This window comes from Rhizobium sp. 01N447_2, from assembly GCF_056399245.1.
Genome location: NZ_JBFTQY010000087.1, coordinates 1 through 20,475, shown reverse-complemented (window position 1 = coordinate 20,475; position 20,475 = coordinate 1). Strand labels below are relative to the sequence as shown.

13 protein-coding genes and 1 pseudogene are annotated in these 20,475 nt (G+C 59.0%); 11 read left to right on the top strand and 3 right to left on the bottom strand.

Going from position 1 to position 20,475, the window contains the following annotated elements; genetic code table 11:
• Positions 1-3 precede the first annotated feature (3 nt).
• The 4 genes from AC1ECN_RS33865 to AC1ECN_RS33850 all read left to right on the top strand — a co-directional run bounded on the left by AC1ECN_RS33865 (position 4) and on the right by AC1ECN_RS33850 (position 4,722).
• A complete protein-coding gene (locus AC1ECN_RS33865) occupies positions 4-1,497 on the top strand; it encodes a sugar transferase (RefSeq protein ID WP_477955443.1) in 1,494 nt (497 codons plus the stop codon).
• 45 nt (positions 1,498-1,542) lie between these two features.
• Positions 1,543-2,595: a UDP-glucuronic acid decarboxylase family protein gene (locus tag AC1ECN_RS33860; protein WP_018071884.1), complete on the top strand. Its 1,053-nt coding sequence runs from the start codon at positions 1,543-1,545 to the stop codon at positions 2,593-2,595.
• Positions 2,592-3,638: a glycosyltransferase family 8 protein gene (locus tag AC1ECN_RS33855; RefSeq protein WP_245494933.1), complete on the top strand. Its 1,047-nt coding sequence runs from the start codon at positions 2,592-2,594 to the stop codon at positions 3,636-3,638. The genes AC1ECN_RS33860 and AC1ECN_RS33855 overlap by 4 nt, the downstream gene beginning before the upstream one ends.
• Positions 3,639-3,732: 94 nt before the next feature.
• Entirely contained in the window at positions 3,733-4,722 is a 990-nt protein-coding gene (locus AC1ECN_RS33850; RefSeq protein WP_130705804.1) for a glycosyltransferase family 2 protein, read from the top strand.
• Between the two features lie 224 nt (positions 4,723-4,946).
• On the opposite strand, the gene AC1ECN_RS33845 is transcribed toward AC1ECN_RS33850, so the two are convergent.
• Positions 4,947-5,711 (bottom strand): response regulator transcription factor, encoded by a 765-nt coding sequence (locus AC1ECN_RS33845; protein WP_477955438.1) that lies wholly within the window; start codon positions 5,709-5,711, stop codon positions 4,947-4,949.
• Between the two features lie 551 nt (positions 5,712-6,262).
• Here AC1ECN_RS33845 and AC1ECN_RS33840 point away from each other — a divergent pair.
• From AC1ECN_RS33840 to AC1ECN_RS33815, 6 genes are read left to right on the top strand one after another with little or no spacing between them, the layout of a single operon-like run.
• Complete coding sequence (locus tag AC1ECN_RS33840) at positions 6,263-6,769, top strand: acyltransferase (RefSeq protein WP_130657623.1); 507 nt, start codon at positions 6,263-6,265, stop codon at positions 6,767-6,769.
• Positions 6,766-7,803, top strand: coding sequence for a Gfo/Idh/MocA family protein (locus AC1ECN_RS33835; protein WP_018493924.1), 1,038 nt, complete (start codon positions 6,766-6,768; stop codon positions 7,801-7,803). Before AC1ECN_RS33840 ends, AC1ECN_RS33835 begins: the two co-directional genes overlap by 4 nt.
• On the top strand, positions 7,800-8,903 hold the full coding sequence (locus AC1ECN_RS33830; protein ID WP_130705802.1) for a DegT/DnrJ/EryC1/StrS family aminotransferase: 1,104 nt from the start codon (positions 7,800-7,802) through the stop codon (positions 8,901-8,903). Before AC1ECN_RS33835 ends, AC1ECN_RS33830 begins: the two co-directional genes overlap by 4 nt.
• Positions 8,893-9,612: an acyltransferase gene (locus AC1ECN_RS33825; RefSeq protein ID WP_130705801.1), complete on the top strand. Its 720-nt coding sequence runs from the start codon at positions 8,893-8,895 to the stop codon at positions 9,610-9,612. Before AC1ECN_RS33830 ends, AC1ECN_RS33825 begins: the two co-directional genes overlap by 11 nt.
• Complete coding sequence (locus tag AC1ECN_RS33820; protein WP_130705800.1) at positions 9,609-10,580, top strand: NAD-dependent epimerase/dehydratase family protein; 972 nt, start codon at positions 9,609-9,611, stop codon at positions 10,578-10,580. Before AC1ECN_RS33825 ends, AC1ECN_RS33820 begins: the two co-directional genes overlap by 4 nt.
• Entirely contained in the window at positions 10,577-11,794 is a 1,218-nt protein-coding gene (locus AC1ECN_RS33815; RefSeq protein ID WP_130705799.1) for a DegT/DnrJ/EryC1/StrS family aminotransferase, read from the top strand. The genes AC1ECN_RS33820 and AC1ECN_RS33815 overlap by 4 nt, the downstream gene beginning before the upstream one ends.
• Positions 11,795-11,866: 72 nt before the next feature.
• Here AC1ECN_RS33815 and AC1ECN_RS33810 read toward each other — a convergent pair whose 3' ends face one another.
• Complete coding sequence (locus AC1ECN_RS33810; RefSeq protein WP_130705798.1) at positions 11,867-13,375, bottom strand: O-antigen translocase; 1,509 nt, start codon at positions 13,373-13,375, stop codon at positions 11,867-11,869.
• A 76-nt stretch (positions 13,376-13,451) separates the two neighbouring features.
• Positions 13,452-14,759 (bottom strand): polysaccharide biosynthesis/export family protein, encoded by a 1,308-nt coding sequence (locus tag AC1ECN_RS33805; protein WP_477955434.1) that lies wholly within the window; start codon positions 14,757-14,759, stop codon positions 13,452-13,454.
• Between the two features lie 639 nt (positions 14,760-15,398).
• Between AC1ECN_RS33805 and AC1ECN_RS33800 the strand changes: the two are divergent.
• Positions 15,399-20,295: pseudogene (locus AC1ECN_RS33800) on the top strand (N,N-dimethylformamidase beta subunit family domain-containing protein); the annotation flags it as partial.
• Positions 20,296-20,475: the final 180 nt, after the last annotated feature.

The window sequence follows — 20,475 nt, the reverse complement described above, 5'->3', positions numbered from 1 at the left end:
ATCATGTCCTTATTTGCGTCGCCAGCAATGACACCGGGTCCGTCGAAGGCAGCCATATCAAATGACATGGCGGCGCGGGCGATTCCGGCAGGTTCCGTGCCACCCATCGCAGCCAAGCCCGCCGATCCCTTTGTACGGGCAGGGCCGAATATGCCCGTCGCGCTACGGCGCCGGCTTCCTCGGCTTGCAACCTCGTCCATCCTGGTCGCCGGCGACATTGCAGGTTATTTGATTGCCTATTTTGCTCTCCTGTCCTTTCTCCCCAGCGGCTCGGAGGGCACGATAGCGGAGCGCACGTTCACGATCGCAGCGCTCGCTGCCATTGTTCTCTACGCATCGGCCGGCCTCTATCCTGGATATCGGTTGCATGACCACGAACATCTGCGGCGGCGCACCATGGCTGCCGTCAAGGTGGCCGTCCTGACGGCATTCGCAGCAATTATCCTGCCGGAAGGGGAACGACTGCTGCTTGCCGTTATTGGGTTCCTCGCTCTCGGGCTGATTGTTCAGCCGCTTGTGCATTGGCTTGCACGAGGCCTATGCTGGAGACTTGGAATCTGGGGCGAGCGCGCGGTTGTCATAGGGGGGTGCAACCTTACTCCCGCTCTGGTGGCCCATTTCAAGAGCCGCTGGCAGTATGGCATCAGGCCGGAGCCATTTTCCCCTGATACTTTGGAGGCATTGCCCGATGGCGTGCCATCCATTGCCGTGATTGCGGGCGACACAGGCTCGCTTATACCCGACTTGGCGGGGCTGCGTCGGAAGTTCGCCGAAGTCATTTTGCTGTCCGACACGCCGAGCCTCAAGGTAAGCGGTTTGCGACCTGTGGATGTCGGCGGAGAGATCGGTATTCGCCTCACCACCGGTGGGAGTTGGGTCAACGCGGATCTGGTTCGCCGAATCCTCGATCTCGCAATCGCCATCCCTGCAATGATCGTGGTCGCGCCATTCATCGCATTTGCAGCGGCCGCAATCTATGCCATCGATCCAGGTCCCGTCTTCTTCCGGCATACCAGGGAAGGGCGATCCGGCAAGCCGGTGCACGTCCTGAAATTGAGGACGATGTACCAAGATGCAGAACAGCGCCTTGAGGCACTGTTCCGAGACAACCCTGCTATGCGCGCCGAGTGGTTGAGCCACTTCAAGCTCAAGGACGATCCGCGCATCCTTCCGGTTATAGGACATATGCTGCGCTCTTCGAGCATCGACGAGCTCCCGCAATTGGCAAACATCATTGCCGGCCAGATGGCCATCGTCGGGCCGCGTCCGTTCCCGGAATATCACCTCCTGGCTATGGACGGCGAATTTCKAAACAAGCGCCGTTCCGTCACGCCGGGGCTCACGGGCCTTTGGCAAATATCCGAACGAAGCAATGCGGATATCGAGCTGCAGCAGCAACTCGACGAGTTCTACATCGACAACCGGTCGCTGTGGTTTGACTGCCAAATTCTTCTCAGCACAATCCCTGCGGTCTTCAAGCGCAGGGGAGCCTACTGACCATCCTCGCTTTCGCGAGGCAACCGTCAACAACGGAGCACACCAATGCACGGACAAAAGCGAATTATGGTAACCGGCGGCACCGGCTTTCTGGGATCATTCCTGTGCGAAAGGCTTTTGCGAGAGGGCAATGACGTCCTCTGCGTGGACAATTACTACACCGGTTCGCGCGACAATGTGCTGCATCTTCTTGACGATCCTCGCTTTGAGGTGCTTCGCCATGACATTACTTTCCCGCTCTATGTGGAGGTCGACGAGATCTACAACCTCGCCTGTCCGGCGTCTCCGGTCCACTATCAACACGACCCCGTACAGACCGTGAAGACCAATGTGCACGGGGCCATCAATATGCTCGGCTTGGCAAAACGCACCAGGGCGAAGATCTTCCAGGCATCCACGAGCGAAGTTTATGGCGATCCGGCAGTCCACCCTCAGCCCGAGGAATATCGAGGCAGTGTCAATCCCATAGGGCCGCGGGCATGTTATGACGAAGGCAAGCGGTGTGCCGAAACATTGTTCTTCGACTACCATCGTCAATATGGCGTGGAAATCCGCGTAGCGCGCATCTTCAATACTTACGGGCCGCGCATGCAGACCAATGACGGCCGCGTCGTCTCCAATTTCATCGTTCAGGCGCTTCAAAACGAGCCGATCACCATCTTCGGCAACGGCACGCAAACGCGCTCCTTCTGCTATGTAGACGATCTGATTGAGGGCTTCATCCGCCTGATGGGGGCGCCGGCTGGCGTTACGGGTCCGATCAATCTCGGTAACCCAGGAGAATTCCAGGTCCGTGAATTGGCAGAAATGGTGATCGAAATGACCGGATCGAAGTCCGGCATCGTCTTCAAGGACCTGCCGGTTGACGATCCGACACAGCGCAAGCCGGATATCAGCCGCGCAACGCAACAACTGGGCTGGCAGCCGAAGGTGAACCTTCGTGAGGGGCTTGAGAGAACGATTGCTTATTTCGAGTGGAAGCTCTCTGGCGGCGTCAAGAGCACGCTTGGCGTCCAGTCCTCGCGAACGGCCTACACCAATCTGCCTACCCCGGCCGTCGGCCTTCCCGTTCAGGAAGCCGTATCAATCGGGCCGTGAACAGCAACGTCGATCATTGCAAGTCGAAGCTCGTGTTCTTTCGATGGGATGGTGCCGGAAACATGAATGTGCATAGCATACGAAAAGGAGCCGCCCCTGCGGGTGCAACACAGCGGTTGGGGCCCATCGTCTTTGCGGTCGATGCGGCCTACGCCGTTCCCTTGGCGACCGCCCTTAGATCGGTCGCCGAGAATAACCGAAGCGCATGGCCCCTGAATATCCATGTCGTTCATGAGGGAATAGGCGAAGAAACAAAGCAACTGATCTTTGATTCTCTGCCCGCAAATTCTGCAGTCATTCAGTGGCATCCCATCGCCACATTGTCCTTCGCAAGCGGATTTTCCACTCGCCCTGGCGTTTCGAGGATGACCTTCGCGAGGCTCCTTTTGCCGCAGTTCCTTCCGCAGACCTGCAATCGGGTTCTGTATCTGGATGGCGACATCCTGGTCCTGACTGCGCTTGAACAGTTGTGGAATACTGACCTCGGCGAGGCAGTGATCGGCGCTGTACCGGACTACTGGCTGGACAATGTGGTGCGCAATGGACCAGGTGCAACCGGCGGCCCTCGCGTCGAACGTTATTTTAACGCCGGCATTCTTCTTATCGACCTTGAAAAATGGCGAAACGAGCGAATATCGGAACGATCTCTGGACTATCTCGACCGCTTTCCGACGACGGAATATTCGGATCAGGACGCTCTTAACTTTGCCTGCGACGGAAAGTGGAAGATCCTGGACCGCGCCTGGAATTTTCAGTTCGAGCCAACGCAGGCGATCGCCCGCATCGCGCTCGAGCAGAAGCTCGCGATCGTTCATTTCGTGACCAACGTGAAGCCCTGGAAATCAGGAAGCTTGAGCCCGAACATCGCCTTCTACGATACGTTTCGGTCCCGGACCCGTTTTGCGCTTACCCGGTGGGCGCGCGTCCAGAGTGGCCTGAAGCGCGCAGGCTCGCGGCTGCTTGCCCGATCCTCCTTGTTGAGAGCAGCATGGTCCTGCACGAAATCGACTATGCGGGCACACGCATCGACGTCGCGCCAGTGAATCGGGGAGCGAAGAACGCGTAAGAGCGAAACGAAGCCGAGTTCGGGTTCGGTGAAATGCTCCGAACGAAACGATTGCCTGCGGAGGAACAAGGTTGCACAGCGTTGATGTCGTCATTCCCTGCTACAACTACGCTCATTTCCTTGAGGAATGTGTTGGAAGTGTTCTTTCACAAGCAGGCGTCGATGTGCGCGTGCTTATTCTGGATGACTGCTCGCCAGACAATACGCCGGAAGTCGGAATGGCTCTGGCATCCCGGGACAAACGGGTCACCTATCGGCGGCACACGGCAAACAAGGGCCATATCGCCACCTATAACGGGGGAATCGAGTGGGCGGGCGGCGACTTATTCCTGCTTCTCTCTGCGGATGATTATCTCTTGCCGGGCGCGCTGGGGCGCGCTTCCGAGCTGATGCGCAATCATCCGCAGGTGGGGTTTACGTTCGGGAACGCGCTCATAGCTGAGCCGAGTGGCGTCAGTAAGCGCGTCGATCCTCTCGGCGACAATGGTGTGCCTCCCATGCAGGTATTGTCCGGTCCRCAATTCATACGGTTGAGTGGAGCAAACAACCTGGTTCCCACACCGACGGCCGTCGTGAGAACGACGCTGCAAAAGCAGGTCGGCGGCTATAATAAGGAACTGCCGCATGCCGGTGATATGGAGATGTGGCTGCGGCTCGCATCACATGCTGGGGTCGGCTACATCAACGAAGACCAGGCCGTATACCGCAGACATGCTTCGAACATGTCGCTACAATACTATGGACAAAGTATCCTTCCTGACCTTCGGCAAAGAAAACAGGCTTTCGATATTCTGTTTTGCCAAGGCGCGGAAAGCCTCAGGAACGATGAGAAACTAAGACGTTTTCTTGCCAGGGATCTCGGGAAAGAGGCGGTTCGGCTGGCCGGCATGGCATTCAATAATTTCGATGTTCCCACAGCCGTGGCTATTCAGCGCTTTGCTCTCGAGGTTTCTCCCGAGGTGCGAAATTCATTGCCCTGGATCAAGTTGGTCTGCAAGCAAACAATCGGCCCAAGGTACTGGTGCGCCTTGAATTCTATCCGGCGACGAGTTGCAGGATGAATAGGCAGGAACGGGCTAGGTTAGTTCATCCCCAAGTACGCGCAAACAACAGTCGGGCGGTTCAGCGCTCGATCGCGCTACTCATGCCAAGATTGCGGGAGACGTGGTGGAGGGGGCCCCGATATCAAAAGACCCGGTGACGCATTCGCGCCACCGGGGTGATTTGAGCAAGACTGTGGTTCCAAGATACGAAAACAACGATTAGTATAACGCCTTATTCACACTCATGCCGAAATACTGGTCTGGCACAGGTCGTTGAGCTTGAACACGACTTCCGTCCTATTCGTTGCTTTGACCTTTTTCATAATATTGCGAACATGCACCTTTACCGTGCTTTCTCGCAGATTAAGCTCATAAGCGATAATTTTGTTCGCCTTGCCGCGTCGGAGCGCCTCCACGACTTCAACCTGACGATCCGTGAATATGCCGGCGAGCGGGCGGGCGGTCGAATTGCTCGAGTCCAGCAAGTGACGCACGGCGAACAGGGCGCTTGCAGGCACAAAAATTCCTCCTGCCACTGACAGCGCGATCAGCTCCATACATACACTGACGCTGACTGAGGCGGGTATGAACCCTTTGGCTCCGTACTCAAGCGCCCTAACGATTTGGCCGAAATCATCGCTATCAGCCAGTACGATGAGTGGCGTCGATGCGAATTCCGACGAAAGATTCCGGATTTGCTCCGAAATGGCCGGTTCATCGATCTTTTTGCCGCCGACATTCAAGAGGATTGCCGAAAGCGGAGGATATTCGTCGCGCTTCTGCTTCCACTCCTCAATTGATCCAAAAGCCAGAATCTGCAAATCCGCCTTTTGGGCAGCCATGCATTGGGCCAAGCATTGCCGATCGAGTTCACGATTATCGAGAATGACAAGCGAATGCGTTTGTCTTGCCGATACAGCAAGTGTGTTGGAGTTATTTTCTATCCTAAGGGGAAGGGCTACGTTCTCCTGCCTAAGGTCCAAATTCGGTATAAGTGCTGAATTCACAGCTTCACCTCCCCCTAACACGTTACGCTCAACTACAGCCCGAGTACCAACCCCTCTCAATACGGGGGTTTAGGAAACTCTAAAGTAGGAATCGAATACCACAATTCGCGGAACGTTACAGTAGCTAATATAGGCTAAGTAGCGCACAACTTCCATCTCAATTCGGAAATTGAAAGATAAATCTGAAGTAGTCTTGAGTGTTACTAGATAGATTGCAGAATAAACTTCATCGTTACACCGTGGCTTGCGACGGACCACTAAATGCATGGAAACAATCGCAGTCTCCGGCGTAGGACCGGCAACGGATGCGGTAGGTGAGTCCGCCACCAGCGTTGGTCGATGCATGAACATGGGCGTAAGTCATCATAAGTAGATACGCCTTTAGGTGAATAACCTTAAACGTTTTGTTTCTTTACTCAGATGCAGAAAACAATTCTCTTTGGGGTGTAGAAAAATATTGGTCCTGTCGGTGTGAAATCTTGGGCGCAATCAAGCGATTGTTTGTTTCAACTGAAAGTCGGGGCTTGTTCAGGAGTAGGGATTTTGCAGGGATGATTGCATCAAACGTCAAGCTGGATGACAGCAGCGTCATCCATCATCGAGATCTTGTGAATCTATACGGCTGCACGATCGGCGCAGGAACGCGCATCGGCACCTTCGTCGAGATTCAGAAGAACGTCATCGTCGGAAAAGACTGCAAGATCTCCAGCCATTCCTTCCTCTGTGAGGGCGTGACGCTGGAAGACGGCGTGTTCATAGGCCACGGGGTCATGTTTACGAACGACACATACCCGCGCGCCGTCAATCCGGATGGCAGCCTGCAGACGGAGACCGACTGGGTCCTCATCCCTACCCTGGTCAAGCGCCACGCGTCGATCGGCAGCAACGCCACCATTCTGCCTGGCGTGATCATCGGAGAAGCCGCACAGGTCGGCGCCGGCGCGGTTGTAACCAAGGATGTGCCCGACGGCGCCATTGTTGTCGGCGTTCCGGCCAGGATCATCGGTCGCGTTCATGACCGATCAGTCAACATGCAAGCGTTGGGAGAAGTGCAATGATCGGTATCGCCGTTGTTGGGTATGGGTACTGGGGTCCGAATCTGGTTCGTAACATCTCGGAAGCGGCCGGCGCGCAGCTCATTTCAGTCTGTGATCTCAATGTCGAACGGTTGGCGGCTGTCAAAAGCCGCTACCCCGCAGTGACGATCACCGATGATTTCGAGGAAGTCCTGCGCGATCCGAGAGTGGACGCCATCGCTATCGCGACGCCGGTCTTCACCCATTTCAAGCTCGCAATGCAGGCTATGATGGCCGGAAAGCATGTCTTCGTCGAAAAGCCGATGGCTTCGACGACGGAGGAAGCCTCGCGGATGGTCGAAGAAGCCGCGCGCAGACGCCTCGTGCTGGCCGTGGATCATACTTTCGTCCATACCGGCGCCGTCCGCAAGATGCGCGAACTGGTCGAAAGCGGCCTCGGCGACATGTATTACTACGACTCGGTTCGGGTCAATCTGGGGCTCTTCCAGCACGATGTCAGCGTCATCTGGGACCTCGCGGTGCATGATCTCTCCATCCTGGACCATGTTGTGCAGGAAAGGCCGGTAGCCGTTTCTGCGACGGGCATGAGCCATGTGCTCGGCGAGCCGGAGAACATCGCCTATCTGACGCTTTTCTTCGAGAGCAAGCTCATCGCACATATCCACGTCAATTGGCTGGCCCCGGTCAAGGTGCGCCGCACGCTGATCGGCGGCAGCAGCAAGATGATCGTCTATGACGATCTGGAGCCCAGCGAAAAGATCAAGGTCTATGACAAGGGCATCACCATGTGCCCCAATTCCGATGCATATGGCGAGAAGGTGCATCAGATGATGGTCGGCTACCGCAGCGGCGACATGTGGGCGCCCAAGCTCGATATGACCGAGGCGTTGAAACGCGAACTGGATCAGTTCGTCGATTGCATCGAGCAAAATTCGCGGCCCATTACGGATGGCCATGCCGGGCTGCGGGTGGTTCGCATCCTTGAAGCCGCAAGCCGATCGCTCGCCCAGCGCGGTCGTATCATCGAGCTTGAAGAGGCGAGGCGCATTGCATGATCCCGTTCCTGGACCTCAAGGCACAATATCAATCCATCAAGAGCGAAATCGACGCCGCCGTGCTCGGTGTCCTGGCCTCGGGGCAATACATATTGGGCGAGGAGGTCGCTCGCCTCGAGCAGGAATTCGCGGACTATTGCAACGTCAAACATGCGATAGCCGTCAACACCGGGACGAGTGCCCTGCATCTGTCGCTTCTCGCGGCAGGCGTGGGCCCCGGCGATGAAGTCATCACCGTGCCATTTACCTTCGTCGCGACCGTATCGGCGATCTGCTACGCAGGCGCGCGGCCGGTATTCGTCGATGTCGAGCCGGTGACGCTCACGATGGATCCATCTCAACTCGAGGCAAAGATTACACCCCGAACCAAGGCCATTGTTCCCGTCCATCTCTACGGTCAGATGGCTGACATGGACGCGATCAAGGCGATTGCCGACCATCACGGTATAGCGGTCATCGAGGACGCCTGCCAGGCGCACGGAGCGCAATACAAAGGCGCGCGCGCCGGCAGCATCGGCACATCAGGCTGCTTCAGCTTCTATCCCGGCAAAAATCTCGGCGCCTGCGGCGAGGGGGGTATGGTCGTCACGAACAGCGACGATCAGGCCAAGACGATGCGCATGCTGCGCGACTGGGGCCAGGAACAGCGCTATCACCATCTGCTGAAGGGCTTCAACTACCGCATGGATGCCATTCAGGGCGCGATCCTGCGCATCAAGCTCCGGCATCTCGAAGCCTGGACCGAAGCGCGGCGCGCCCATGGACGCCGCTACTCGTTGCTGCTTGGCGGTTCGGCGAACCTCAGGACGCCTGTTGAAATCACCGACCGGCGCCACGTCTATCACGTCTATGCCATCAGAAGCCGCGATCGCGACCAGCTTCAGCGCGTATTGAGCGAAGAGGGCATTCAGTCCGGGCTACACTATCCGATCCCGGTTCATCTGCAGAAGGCCCATGCCGACCTTGGTTACAAGGCCGGCGATTTCCCAATCTCGGAAGCTGCCGCACGGGAGGTCCTCTCGCTGCCGATCTATCCCGAGATGCCGGCGTGGCACGTCGACCAGGTGGCCGCCGCGCTGGAGAACACCTATGTCAGCTAATCGTGCGGGCGAGGCCCGGATCGTGCAGGCGGTCCATGGCCGTCATGAAAGGCCGGCGGACCCTGCCTACCAGGCCGGGCTGGCCGAAGAACTCAGGCAGTCATACGGGCGCGCTGGCCTGATTGAACTCTACGGTCGTTTCGCGACCGGTGACGGTGTCATCGATACTCTGATGCGAAAAGCCATCTGGCAAGCCATCGCGCGGAGCTGTGGCACAGGATTGCAGGTTGCAGGCGGTGCCGGTTTCAAACATCCCGAGACGTTCGACATCGGCAATGGGGTGTTCATCGGGGCTCAGGCCTATATCCAGGGTCGCTTCGACGGCCGATGCAAGATCGGCGACAATGTCTGGATCGGGCCGATGGCCTATTTCGACGCTCGCGATCTCGTGATCGAGGATTCTGTCGGGTGGGGACCTGGCGCCAAGGTGCTTGGCTCGACCCACACGGCACTGCCCTTGGATGTGCCGATCATTCGCACGGATCTTGAAATCAGGCCGGTACGAATCTGTGCAGAGGCCGATATCGGAACGAATGCGACCATTCTTCCCGGCGTGACCATCGGGAAGGGGGCGATCGTTGGAGCGGGGGCAGTTGTCGTTTCCGACGTCGAGCCGTACTCAGTCGCCGCAGGTGTCCCTGCAAAATTCATACGTTGGCGTTCGGATAATGATCCGATGACGAACATGTTGCGTGAGGGAAGATCATGAGAGACAAACGGGTGCTCATTACCGGCGGTGCCGGTCTGATCGGCTCGCATATTGCTGATCTTGTCGCATTGGAAAGACCTCGCGAGATCATCGTCCTCGACAATTTCGTGCGCGGGCGCCGGGACAATCTCAGCTCGGCAATATCAAGCGCGCCTCTTAAGATCATCGACGGAGATATCCGCGACAGAGCGCTTCTGGCAAAAGTCTTCGAAGGCGTCGACATCGTCTTCCATCAGGCCGCCATCCGCATCACGCAATGCGCCGAAGAGCCACGGCTGGCTTTCGATGTCCTTGCGGAGGGCACGTTCAACGTTCTCGAAGCCGCCGTCAAGGCGGGCGTATCGAAGGTAGTTGCTGCCTCTTCCGCCTCCGTTCTGGGGCTTGCCGAGAATTTTCCAACGGCCGAAGAGCATCATCCGTACAATAACCGGACGATCTACGGCGCGGCGAAAACATTCAACGAGGGGCTGATGCGTAGCTTTGCGGAGATGTACGGCCTGCGCTATGTCGCGCTCCGTTACTTCAACGTCTATGGGCCGCGCATGGACGTTTACGGCGCCTATACGGAAGTTCTGATCCGTTGGATGGAACGCCTGATGGCCGGGATGCCGCCCCTCATCTATGGGGATGGTAGCCAGACGATGGACTTCGTCGATGCACGCGACATCGCCCGCGCAAACATTCTGGCCGCCAAAAGCGATGTCACGGACGAAGTGTTCAACGTCGCGAGCGGCAAGGAAATAAGCCTGCTGGAACTGGCGAAGATGCTGAGCGACATTATGGGTTCCTCACTCGAACCGCAGCACAAAGAGGCCCGCACGGTCAACGGTGTGACCCGTCGCCTTGCCGATATCAGCAAGGCCGAACGGCTACTCGGCTTCAAGGCGGAGATCTCTATGGAGCAAGGGCTTCGTGATCTCGTTGCCTGGTGGCAAATGCAGACAAACGCAGGGGGGGCGGCTGCATGAGCTCATCTCAATCCACAATTCCGGTCGCCAAACCCGTCCTCGGGGAGGAAGAGGCTGAGGCTGCGCGCCGCGTTATTCTGTCGGGATGGGTGACGCAAGGGCCGGAAGTCGCGGCTTTCGAGCGTGAATTCGCTGCCTTTGTGGGCGCCGCGCATGCTTGCGCCATGTCCAATTGCACGACCGCGTTGCATCTGGCCCTGAAGGCGGTCGGCGTATCCGCCGGTGATGAAGTCGTCACGGTCAGCCATTCTTTCATCGCGACCGCAAACGCGGTTCGCTACTGCGATGCGGTGCCTGTTTTCGTCGATATTGAAGAAGATGGTTACAACATCGAAGCCAGTCTGATCGAAAGGGCAATCACGCCTCGCACCAGGGCAATTCTCTGCGTGCATCAACTCGGCATGCCTTGCGATCTCCGCGCCATCGTGGAGATCGGCAAGCGCCATCAGATACCGGTCATCGAGGATGCAGCCTGTGCGACGGGAAGCGAAATCCTGTGGGACGGCCGTTGGGAAAAGATCGGCAAAGCGCATGGCGACATTGCCTGCTTCTCCTTCCACCCCAGGAAGGTCGTCACGACAGGCGATGGCGGCATGTTGACGACGGCCAATCCCGAATATGACCGGAAGTTCCGGCTCTGGCGCCAGCATGGCATGAGCGTCACCGATGCCGTTCGTCACGACTCGAAACAGGTCATCTTCGAAGACTATGACGAGTTGGGTTACAATTACCGGATGACCGATCTTCAGGCGGCCGTCGGACGCGAGCAGTTGCGGCGGCTGCCGGAGTTGGTTGCCCAGCGCCGGCTGCTTGCCGAGCAATATTGCGAACGTCTGTCGACGATTGCCGGGCTTTCTCTGCCGACCGAGCCGCGCTGGGCTCGCAGCAACTGGCAGAGCTTCTGTGTGAGACTGGCCGATACGATCGACCAGCGCGCCGTCATGCAGACCCTGCTCGATCAGGGGATCTCGACCCGGCGCGGGGTGATGAACATTCATCTGGAGAAAGCATATTCTGGTGAGAGCTCCCACCGCGCTGCCACGAGCCTGATGCGAAGCGTATCTGCGCAACAGCAAACGATAATCCTGCCGCTTTATGCCCAGATGACCTTGTCTGACATGGACCGGGTTGTTGAGGCACTTCGCGCAGCCCTTGCGGAAGCGACCGTCGGAGCCTCCAGCGTGCAACGTGCCATGGATGTCGCTGTCGCCTGAACCCGCATTTGCCTGACGTAGCAATTTGCATAACGAAACAATGCGCGTATCTCCGGATGCGCGCATTGTTCGTCATGCTGATTTCGTGATCCATCCGCGGATGGTTGCTGGCACGGACTCCGGCGGAAGCAGGTCGATCAGCATGCGCAGCGAATAGAGCCCGCACAGAGCGACGGCGACGAAGCCAATCACCGTCGCCGGCCACAGCGGCAAAATCGAGAACATCAGGAATACCAGTCCCGATGCGGGCAAGAAAAGCAGCGCGTGTCTGCGATTGGCGGCGGACCAGCGAAAACCGGTCAGCTTCCGCACGATCACATAGATCAGGATGCTGTGCCAGACATAGAGGCCAAAAAACGCCATACCGGCTCCTTGCGTACCGAGCAGCGATACGAAGAGCCAGGCAAGCCCCACATGCACGACCGCCGCCGCAACCTCCGTCCAGAAGAAAATCGCCTGGGTACGCTTCGCCACGACGATGAAACCCATCGGCCAGGAAATAATCCGCAGCATCATTCCAAGGCAGATCCAGCGCAGAAGATCGACTGCCCCATGAAATTCCGCCGAATAGAACAGGCTCATCATGAGCGGTGCAAGCGTCAAGGTGCCGAGCAGGCCGGGGCCAGCGAGCAGCATGCTGATTTCCGCCTGTTCATTGACCAGCCGATTGCATTCGGCATTGTTCTCGGCTGCCGCAGTCAGGCGCGGATAAAAATCCGTCCCCATCGCCTGCAGGATGAAGCCGGCATAAAGACCGCCAAGGCCCCAGGCCGCCTGGTACAATCCAGCCGCCATGACGCCGCCCTCCTTCAGCACGATGAGGCGGATGGCGTAAGCTGCGCCGAAGGTCAGAAGCCCGCTTGCCATGAAGACGAAGCCGAGCCTGAGCAGTGCGGACACTTCCCGACCGAACTGGCGCGTGGGCATTGGCGAGGGATGCGGGCAGATCCGCCGGCTGTACCACCAGGTCGGGAGGATTGAGGCAGCCGCAATCACCACGAGGGACGGTGCGATCGCCTGCAGGCCGAACAGATAGATCAGCGGGATGCTGACAGCCGTGCCGATAAGCCCGGCGAGCACGTTGATACGGGCAAGATCGGCAATGCCGCGCAGGCCCTGGATCAATGCAGTCTGCCCTGCAGAGACCAGTCGAAAGAAGATTGCCAGCGACAGCAATGCAATGCCACCGGCATGCTGGTAGTCGCCGAAAGTGAAATTTGAGACCGGGAATGCCAACGCGGCAAGAAGGAGCGCACCAAATAATCCGAGCACTATCGATATGCGTCTCAGCACTGTTGCTGATCGTGCGATCGTTTCTGCGTCATCGGTGCCCGCAGCTTCGGCAATCTGGCGCACGCCACTGCTGCCCACGCCAAGCCCGGCAATCGCCTGGGCGATATCGAGGATTGACCCGTAAAGGCCCATCAGTCCCACGCCTTCCGGCCCGAGCAGAACAGCCATGGCTTTGTTTCTGATAATGCTGAGTGCGACGTTGACGAGCGAAGAGCCGCCCATCAGCATCGTCGATTTTAGGATCTGGGTGTAGGTCGGGCTGCTGGGTGGGGTCATGCGCAACGTCATCGAATGCCCATGTCCGCTATCCCGTGCTGGCCTTCAATCGCACGCGGGGTCGATTGCAGCACGTGCTTTTCGCGTATCACCGGCTTGCCTGACTGATATGTGCCTCTGTCTGAACAGGAAGTGCAGCGGCGTCTTCGGACGGCGTATCCGTGATACGGGGCTGGGTTACCCTGACCACGTCGCCCGGCGCCAGTTCCGTCGTTTCGGAGGCTTGGAATTGATTGACCTGTCCCTTGTCCCGCCGGCTCAAGATGAAGGTCAGCGGGAGTTCTTCATCGCGGTTATTCTCGTTGGTGCCGGTCGACAGTTCTCCGAGAAGCAGTKGTTGCGTGGTGTCGCGCTTCAATTTGAGCTGGTCGAGATTGGCCTTTTCCGCCTGCACTTCGGAAGCGATCTCGCTCCGGCGAGTGTCGGAAAGTCCCTCGAGATTGCGCGTCGTCTCGTTGATCGCCTGGCGGCCCCGCATGATGGCCGTCACGAGGTCGAGCCGGTCGGAGCGATAGGTGGTGAGCAATCGTTCCAGATCCATCTGGCGTGAAGTGATCGTGAGGCCCTTCTGGACCAGCGTCTTCACGCTCGTCAGTTGCTCTTCGACCGAATGGATATTGTCATCCGAGCCTTTCAGCTTTTCTTCCAGTGTATCGATTTCCGCCGTCAAGAGATTGCGCAATTCGGCGAGAGCCACCGACTGCTTGTCCAGCGCGTTTGCACGAGCCTGAAAAATGACCCGCTCCTCCTGGTAGAGACTCTCGGCATATTGCCGATCGGCAGCCGGCGGCTGATCGAAGACGATCTCCTTCGCGCCGGCCATCTCCGCTTGCAGCCGCGCGAGCTTTGCCGAACTGCGTAGCAGCGAATGGTCGATTTCCCGCAAGTCGCCGACAAGAGTGATCGTCTGCGATCGCTGCTGTGCCGGCGCCCGCAACGGGCCGCCGCTCATGGCCAGGGATTGCAGGACGCTGAGGCCGGAGTGAAACTTATATTCTCCCGGCGCCATCACGTCTCCGACGACGTAAATGGACGGATAGTCGAGAACGTCGATCGTCACCGCAGGTGCCTGGGCCAAACCCATCTTTGCCTGAAGGCGCTTGGCAATCTCGTTGGTGAGGCTCGTATTGTCCAGTCCAACCGGCTGCGGCCCCAGAAAGGGCAGGGAGACTTCACCGGCATCTGAGACCGTATATTCGCCGCCGATCGCATCCCATCGCTCAAACTGGCCCTTGGACGGCATCCATTGGACGACCGTCAGGCGGATTTTCGTTTGCGGAGCCAAAGGCGCGCTATCGGCGAGAGCCGGCGACACGGCTCCGGCAAGAAAGACGAGTGCGCTGATGACAAACGTGGCGCGAAAGAACGGGTGAGGGGCACGGTGCGATAGATTCATTACATGTCTCGCCTTCAAAGCATCCTTCAACGGACGCTGGTCCAATGCCTTGAGCGCTGTTCGAACGCCGGACGCCAAGCCCGAAACCAGATCGCTAGTGTGCAGTCTGGCGAAGCCTTGAGGAAGGTGGAGGTCGGTTACTTTGCCTAATCACAATTGATGAGGTGGGGAGGGTGCTTAAGCCCAAATCGAGCAGAAACACATATCTTCGGCGCGACAGAGGGAGTCCCCTCGGGCGCGCTAGCCTCGAAGAACCGCAATCCCCCGCGGCAGAGCCTTTATGCTCGCATCGCCAAATTTTGCCGGACGACGATATTGACCGGCGGCGTCGCCTTTCGTTCGACAACTCGAAGCAGCGCCGGCGGTGCTGCACAAGGCCCTTCTCGTGCCAGATCTTGACGAGTGAATACGCCGCCATCTCAGCCGCCTAGGCGGCTTCAAGCCTTGCACAGCAAGCGGCGAATCTTGGCGCGTCTTATCGATCAGGTGGGCGTCCAACACGGCCGGTTGCCCAAAGGATGCCGCCTGTAGAGCGAAAGGCGTAGCATATACTCTCTCATTTTTCGACTACAATTCAGGGCCGCGTATCGAGCGGTCCTCATAGATTCGATCCTGATAATCTCGCGGGAGGTGCCTGCCATGTATCGCAACGCTCGTCGGTGGACCTCGCGCTCACTCCTGGTGGATTCGTTGATTCCCGCATGGCTGACCGTCGGCGGCAAGGGAAAGCCGCGCAAGCCTGCAGAAAGGCACGAGGACGGTGCTCAACTTGCGGCATCCGTGCAAACTGCGGATGGAAACAAGTATGGTGCCCTTGTCGACAATCCCCACAACAACGCGGCGCTCAACGAGCATGACTCTGAACATAGAGTGAGCGTGATCGACGACCCGGACGGTCGGGCCAATATCACCCGCGTATCGCCGCCCTTGCCCGACGCTTTCGCAACAAATCGCGAGATGGGGCTGCGAGGCGGTGACACTGCCGCGTCTGTGTTGCCCGCCCATACGCCTGGTTTTGGAGGTTTCGGGCGGAATGCGAACGGAGTTGCATTCGGGGCTCAATCGTCCCCTTATCGCACCTACGCTGGAATGAGCCTCATAGGCGATGATCCTTTGGCTCCGTATCTGCCGCAAAGCCCTGCACCGACAGTTTCGGGKCAAGGTTCTGCTGCGGTGACGGGCGAGCGTGCGCACTCGGGCAAGGTCGTCATTCTCGAATCGACGCCGTCGGCGCAGTCGACCGGGCAGCATGCTGGAGCAAATGCGCTGGCGGTTGGCATGCCCTTTGGTGTGTGCGGGTGCGGCTATTATACGTCCCCCACACGGATTCTCGATTGGGCCCATGGCGGCGCCTTGCTTCAGCAAGATGGTCAGTTGCCGGGAACAAGGCTGACCGAAGGGCCGGACTATGTGGCGACGATCAAGAAGGCCATCGGCGCCTCGGTCAGTGATCCGCTTCTCGATCGCAACTTGTCCCCTCTCTCGGGCTGGCGCGGGACCGCAACGTGGACGGATTCGACGATCTTGAACGGATCGTTGCCCGGTGGCGGAGAGACCGGAAAGGGCACCACCACGAAGGGTGTTGGTACCCTGTCCGGCTCGGTGACGACGCCACCCTCTACGCAGCCTTCTACACAGCGGTCGCTGACAACGCAAAATCTGGCGGCCGCTGCGGCGGCGGCCAGCAACGCGATCGTGCTGGAAAACCAGAAGCAGGGTAATCCGGAGAGCGAGTGGGGCATCGACGGTGCCGGCAGCACCAACATCGAAGGGTTTGCGACCGACATCAGCGTCGACAACGGCAAGACGGTCAGCTTCAAGATCAATACCAATTCCACAAACTACCGGATCGACATCTATCGGCTCGGCTATTATGGCGGCATGGGCGCCCGCAAGGTCGCGACCATGCAGCATACCGGGTTGYAGACGCAGCCCAACCCGTTGCGTAATGCCACAACCGGCACGGTGGATGCCGGCAACTGGGCAGTCTCGGCGTCGTGGACGGTACCTGATGATGCGGTCTCTGGCGTCTACATCGCCAAGCTCGTGCGTCAGGATGGCACCTCTGGTGAAAATCAGATCCCGTTCATCGTGCGGGATGATGCCAGCCAGAGCGACATCGTCTTCCAGACCGCAGACGAGACCTGGCAAGCTTACAACGGCTGGGGTGGCGCAAACCTCTATGGAGGCAACGGCCCGGCGACGGGGCAGGGTGCTGGCCGCGCCTATGCGGTCAGCTACAACAGACCGATTGCGACCCGCGGTGGGGTCGGCACCTATGCCGGTCCGCAGGATTACCTGTTCGGCGCCGAATATGCGGGCATCTACTGGCTGGAACAGAACGGTTATGACGTCTCCTATATGTCGGGCGTCGACGCCGACCGCTACGGCAGCCTGTTGCTCAATCACAAAACCTATATCGATGCGGGGCACGACGAATACTGGTCCGGTCAACAGCGAACCAATGTGGAAGCCGCGCGCGATGCGGGCGTCAACCTCATGTTCTGGAGCGGTAACGAGGTCTATTGGCGTACCCGTTGGGGCAATGCCTATAGCGCCGACGGTACGCCCTATCGCACCCTGATCACCTACAAGGAGACCTGGGGACCGCCCGGTACCAGCCTCGATCCTTCAAACGAATGGACAGGCACCTTCCGCGACCCGCGCCTCAGCCCGCCTGCCATCGGCGGCGGAAACCCGGAAAACTCACTGACCGGACAGTTGTTCAAGGTCGACGATGTCGGCAACAATCTCGCCGCGATCACGGTCGGATATGACGACGCCAACCTGCGCTTCTGGCGCAATACGAGCGTCGCCAATCTTCAACCTGGCCAGACGGCAACGCTCACCAAGAACTATCTTGGCTACGAATGGGACGAAGCGTCCGATAACGGCTTCGATCCAGCTGGTCTTGTCAAGCTGTCGTCGACGACGCTTCCGGTCAGCACCTATTTGCTCGACTATGGAAATACGACCGGCGATGCGACCGCGACCCATAATCTGACGCTCTATCGTGCGCCGAGCGGTGCATTGGTGTTCGGCGCCGGTACGGTCTATTGGACATGGGGCCTGAGCAACAATCACGATAACGAGGCGACTGCGACCGATCCTCGCGTGCAGCAGGCAATGGTCAATCTGCTTGCCGACATGGGCATTCAGCCGGGGACACTGCAATCCGGGCTTACTGCCGGGACTGCTTCGTCAGACCATACTGCACCGACCTCGGTCATCACGGTACCCGCCACTGCGACCGTTGGATCCGCCGTGACGATTACCGGCACCGCTACCGATACGGGAGGCGGGGTCATCGCCGCGGTCGAAGTCTCGACCGACAACGGGGCGAGCTGGCATCCGGCGACGGGCGATGAGAACTGGACTTATACCTGGTCGCCGCAGACCGCGGGCACATACACCATCCGGTCCCGCGCAGTCGACGATAACGTCAACCTGGAAACACCCTCCGCGGGACGCACGGTCACCGTCAGCGGGCCGAGTTACACCTCTCTCTTCGGTTCGGCGACGCCAGCGGTCGTCAATACCAACGATACCTCAGCCGTTGAACTCGGCGTCAAATTCCAGACTTCCGTGGCAGGCACGATCACCGGCATTCGTTTTTACAAGGGCKACCTCGATACGGGTACGCATACGGGTTCTTTATGGTCGAACACCGGCACGAAGCTTGCGACCCTCACCTTCACGAACGAGACTGCCAGCGGCTGGCACGGGGGACGCGACGGAGAAGGGCGGGGTTGCCAATGGTTCGGGTGGCGTGGTTGCGAGCGGCAACGTGCTGACCAACGACACCGATCCGGATGCCGGTGACACCAAGACCGTCACGGCAGTGGTCTTTGGTGCGACATCAGGCACGCTCGGCTCGGCACTGAACGGCACCTATGGCAGTCTCGTTCTCAATGCATCTGGCGCCTATAGCTATGCGATCAACGAGAGCAATACCGCCGTGCAGGCGCTACGCCTGTCGACCAACACGCTGAGCGATGTCTTCAGCTATACGATGCGCGATAGCGCCGGGGCCACCGCCACGGCAAATCTGACCGTCACCATCCATGGCGCCAATGACGCGCCGGTGCTGGCCGTCCAGACGGCGACCCAGAACGCCGCCGTCGGTTCCGCCTTCTCCTATGTRCTGCCGACGACGACCTTCACCGATGTCGACAGCGGCGAGACGCTGGCCTACGCGGCAACGGCTGCCGACGGCACGGCATTGCCCGCCTGGCTGAGCTTTAACGCCTCGACGCGGACCTTCTCCGGCACGCCGACRRCRGGYGGCACTTAYGGYGTCAAGGTSACGGCGACAGACCTYGGSGGYCTTGCMGCCAACGAAASCTTCAACATCGCCGTGTCGGTTCCCGGCAACACGACGCCGACGGCGGTTGCCGATGCGGGGGATGCGACCGAGAAGGGTGGTGTCGCCAATGGTTCGGGTGGTGTGGTTGCCAGCGGCAACGTGCTGACCAACGACACCGATCCGGATTCCGGCGACACCAAGACGGTGAGTGCGGTCAACTTCGGCGCGACGTCSGGCACACTCGGCTCGGCGCTGAACGGCACCTATGGCAGTCTCGTTCTCAATGCATCTGGTGCCTATAGCTATGCGATCAACGAGAGCAATACCGCCGTGCAGGCGCTGCGGCAGTCGACCAATACACTGAACGATGTCTTCAGCTACACGATGCGCGATAGCGCCGGCACCACCGCCACGGCAAACCTCACCATCACCATCCACGGCGCCAATGACGCGCCCGTGCTCGCCGTCCAGACGGCGACCCAGAATGCCACCGTCGGCTCCGCCTTCTCCTTCGTGGTGCCGACGACGACCTTCACCGATGTCGACAGCGGCGAGACGCTGACCTATTCGGCAACGGCTGCCGACGGCAGCGCACTTCCCGCCTGGCTTGCCTTCAATGCCTCGACGCGCACCTTCTCCGGCACGCCGACGACAGCAGGCAGCTATGGCGTCAAGGTCACGGCAACCGATATCGGCGGCCTCTCGACCAACGAGACTTTCACTATCGCCGCCGCGGCGGGGCCATCGACGTACAGCCTGTTCTCCGCCTCCAGCACGCCGGCCCAGACGAACCTCAATGATGGCCAGCAGCTCGAGCTTGGCGTCAAGTTCACGTCGAACGTTGCCGGGGCTGTCACCGGCATCAGGTTCTATCGCAGCGCCAACGACAACGGTCAGAACGTCGTCGATCTGTGGAGCTCTACGGGCACCAAGCTCGGCACCGCCACCTTCACCACCACCACCGCGAGCGGCTGGCAAACGGTGAACTTCACAAACCCCGTCACAATCGCCGCCAACACAACCTATGTCGCGTCCTATCACACGACAGGCGCCTACGTGGCGACCGCCAATTTCTATACGACTGCCGTCACCAGTGGTCCGCTGACTGCTCCGGCAAGCGGCAACGGCGTTTACCGCTATGGCGGCTCCGCCACCGCAGGCATTTTCCCGAACGCCACTTTCAGCGCCACCAATTACTGGGCCGACGTGGTCTTTCGTCCCTCGAACGCAAACAACACGACGCCGACGGCGATTGCCGATGCGGGGGACGCGACGGAGAAGGGCGGGGTTGCCAATGGTTCGGGTGGCGTGGTTGCGAGCGGCAACGTGCTGACCAACGACACCGATCCGGATGCCGGTGACACCAAGACCGTCACGGCAGTGGTCTTTGGTGCGACATCAGGCACGCTC

Bases quoted from the DNA above. Each gene is read 5' to 3' on its own strand.
- AC1ECN_RS33860 (WP_018071884.1), top strand. From the start codon at position 1,543: ATGCACGGACAAAAGCGAATTATGGTAACCGGCGGCACCGGCTTTCTG.
- AC1ECN_RS33840 (WP_130657623.1), top strand. From the start codon at position 6,263: ATGATTGCATCAAACGTCAAGCTGGATGACAGCAGCGTCATCCATCAT.
- AC1ECN_RS33835 (WP_018493924.1), top strand. From the start codon at position 6,766: ATGATCGGTATCGCCGTTGTTGGGTATGGGTACTGGGGTCCGAATCTG.
- AC1ECN_RS33830 (WP_130705802.1), top strand. From the start codon at position 7,800: ATGATCCCGTTCCTGGACCTCAAGGCACAATATCAATCCATCAAGAGC.
- AC1ECN_RS33825 (WP_130705801.1), top strand. From the start codon at position 8,893: ATGTCAGCTAATCGTGCGGGCGAGGCCCGGATCGTGCAGGCGGTCCAT.
- AC1ECN_RS33820 (WP_130705800.1), top strand. From the start codon at position 9,609: ATGAGAGACAAACGGGTGCTCATTACCGGCGGTGCCGGTCTGATCGGC.
- AC1ECN_RS33815 (WP_130705799.1), top strand. From the start codon at position 10,577: ATGAGCTCATCTCAATCCACAATTCCGGTCGCCAAACCCGTCCTCGGG.
- AC1ECN_RS33810 (WP_130705798.1), bottom strand. From the start codon at position 13,375: ATGACGTTGCGCATGACCCCACCCAGCAGCCCGACCTACACCCAGATC.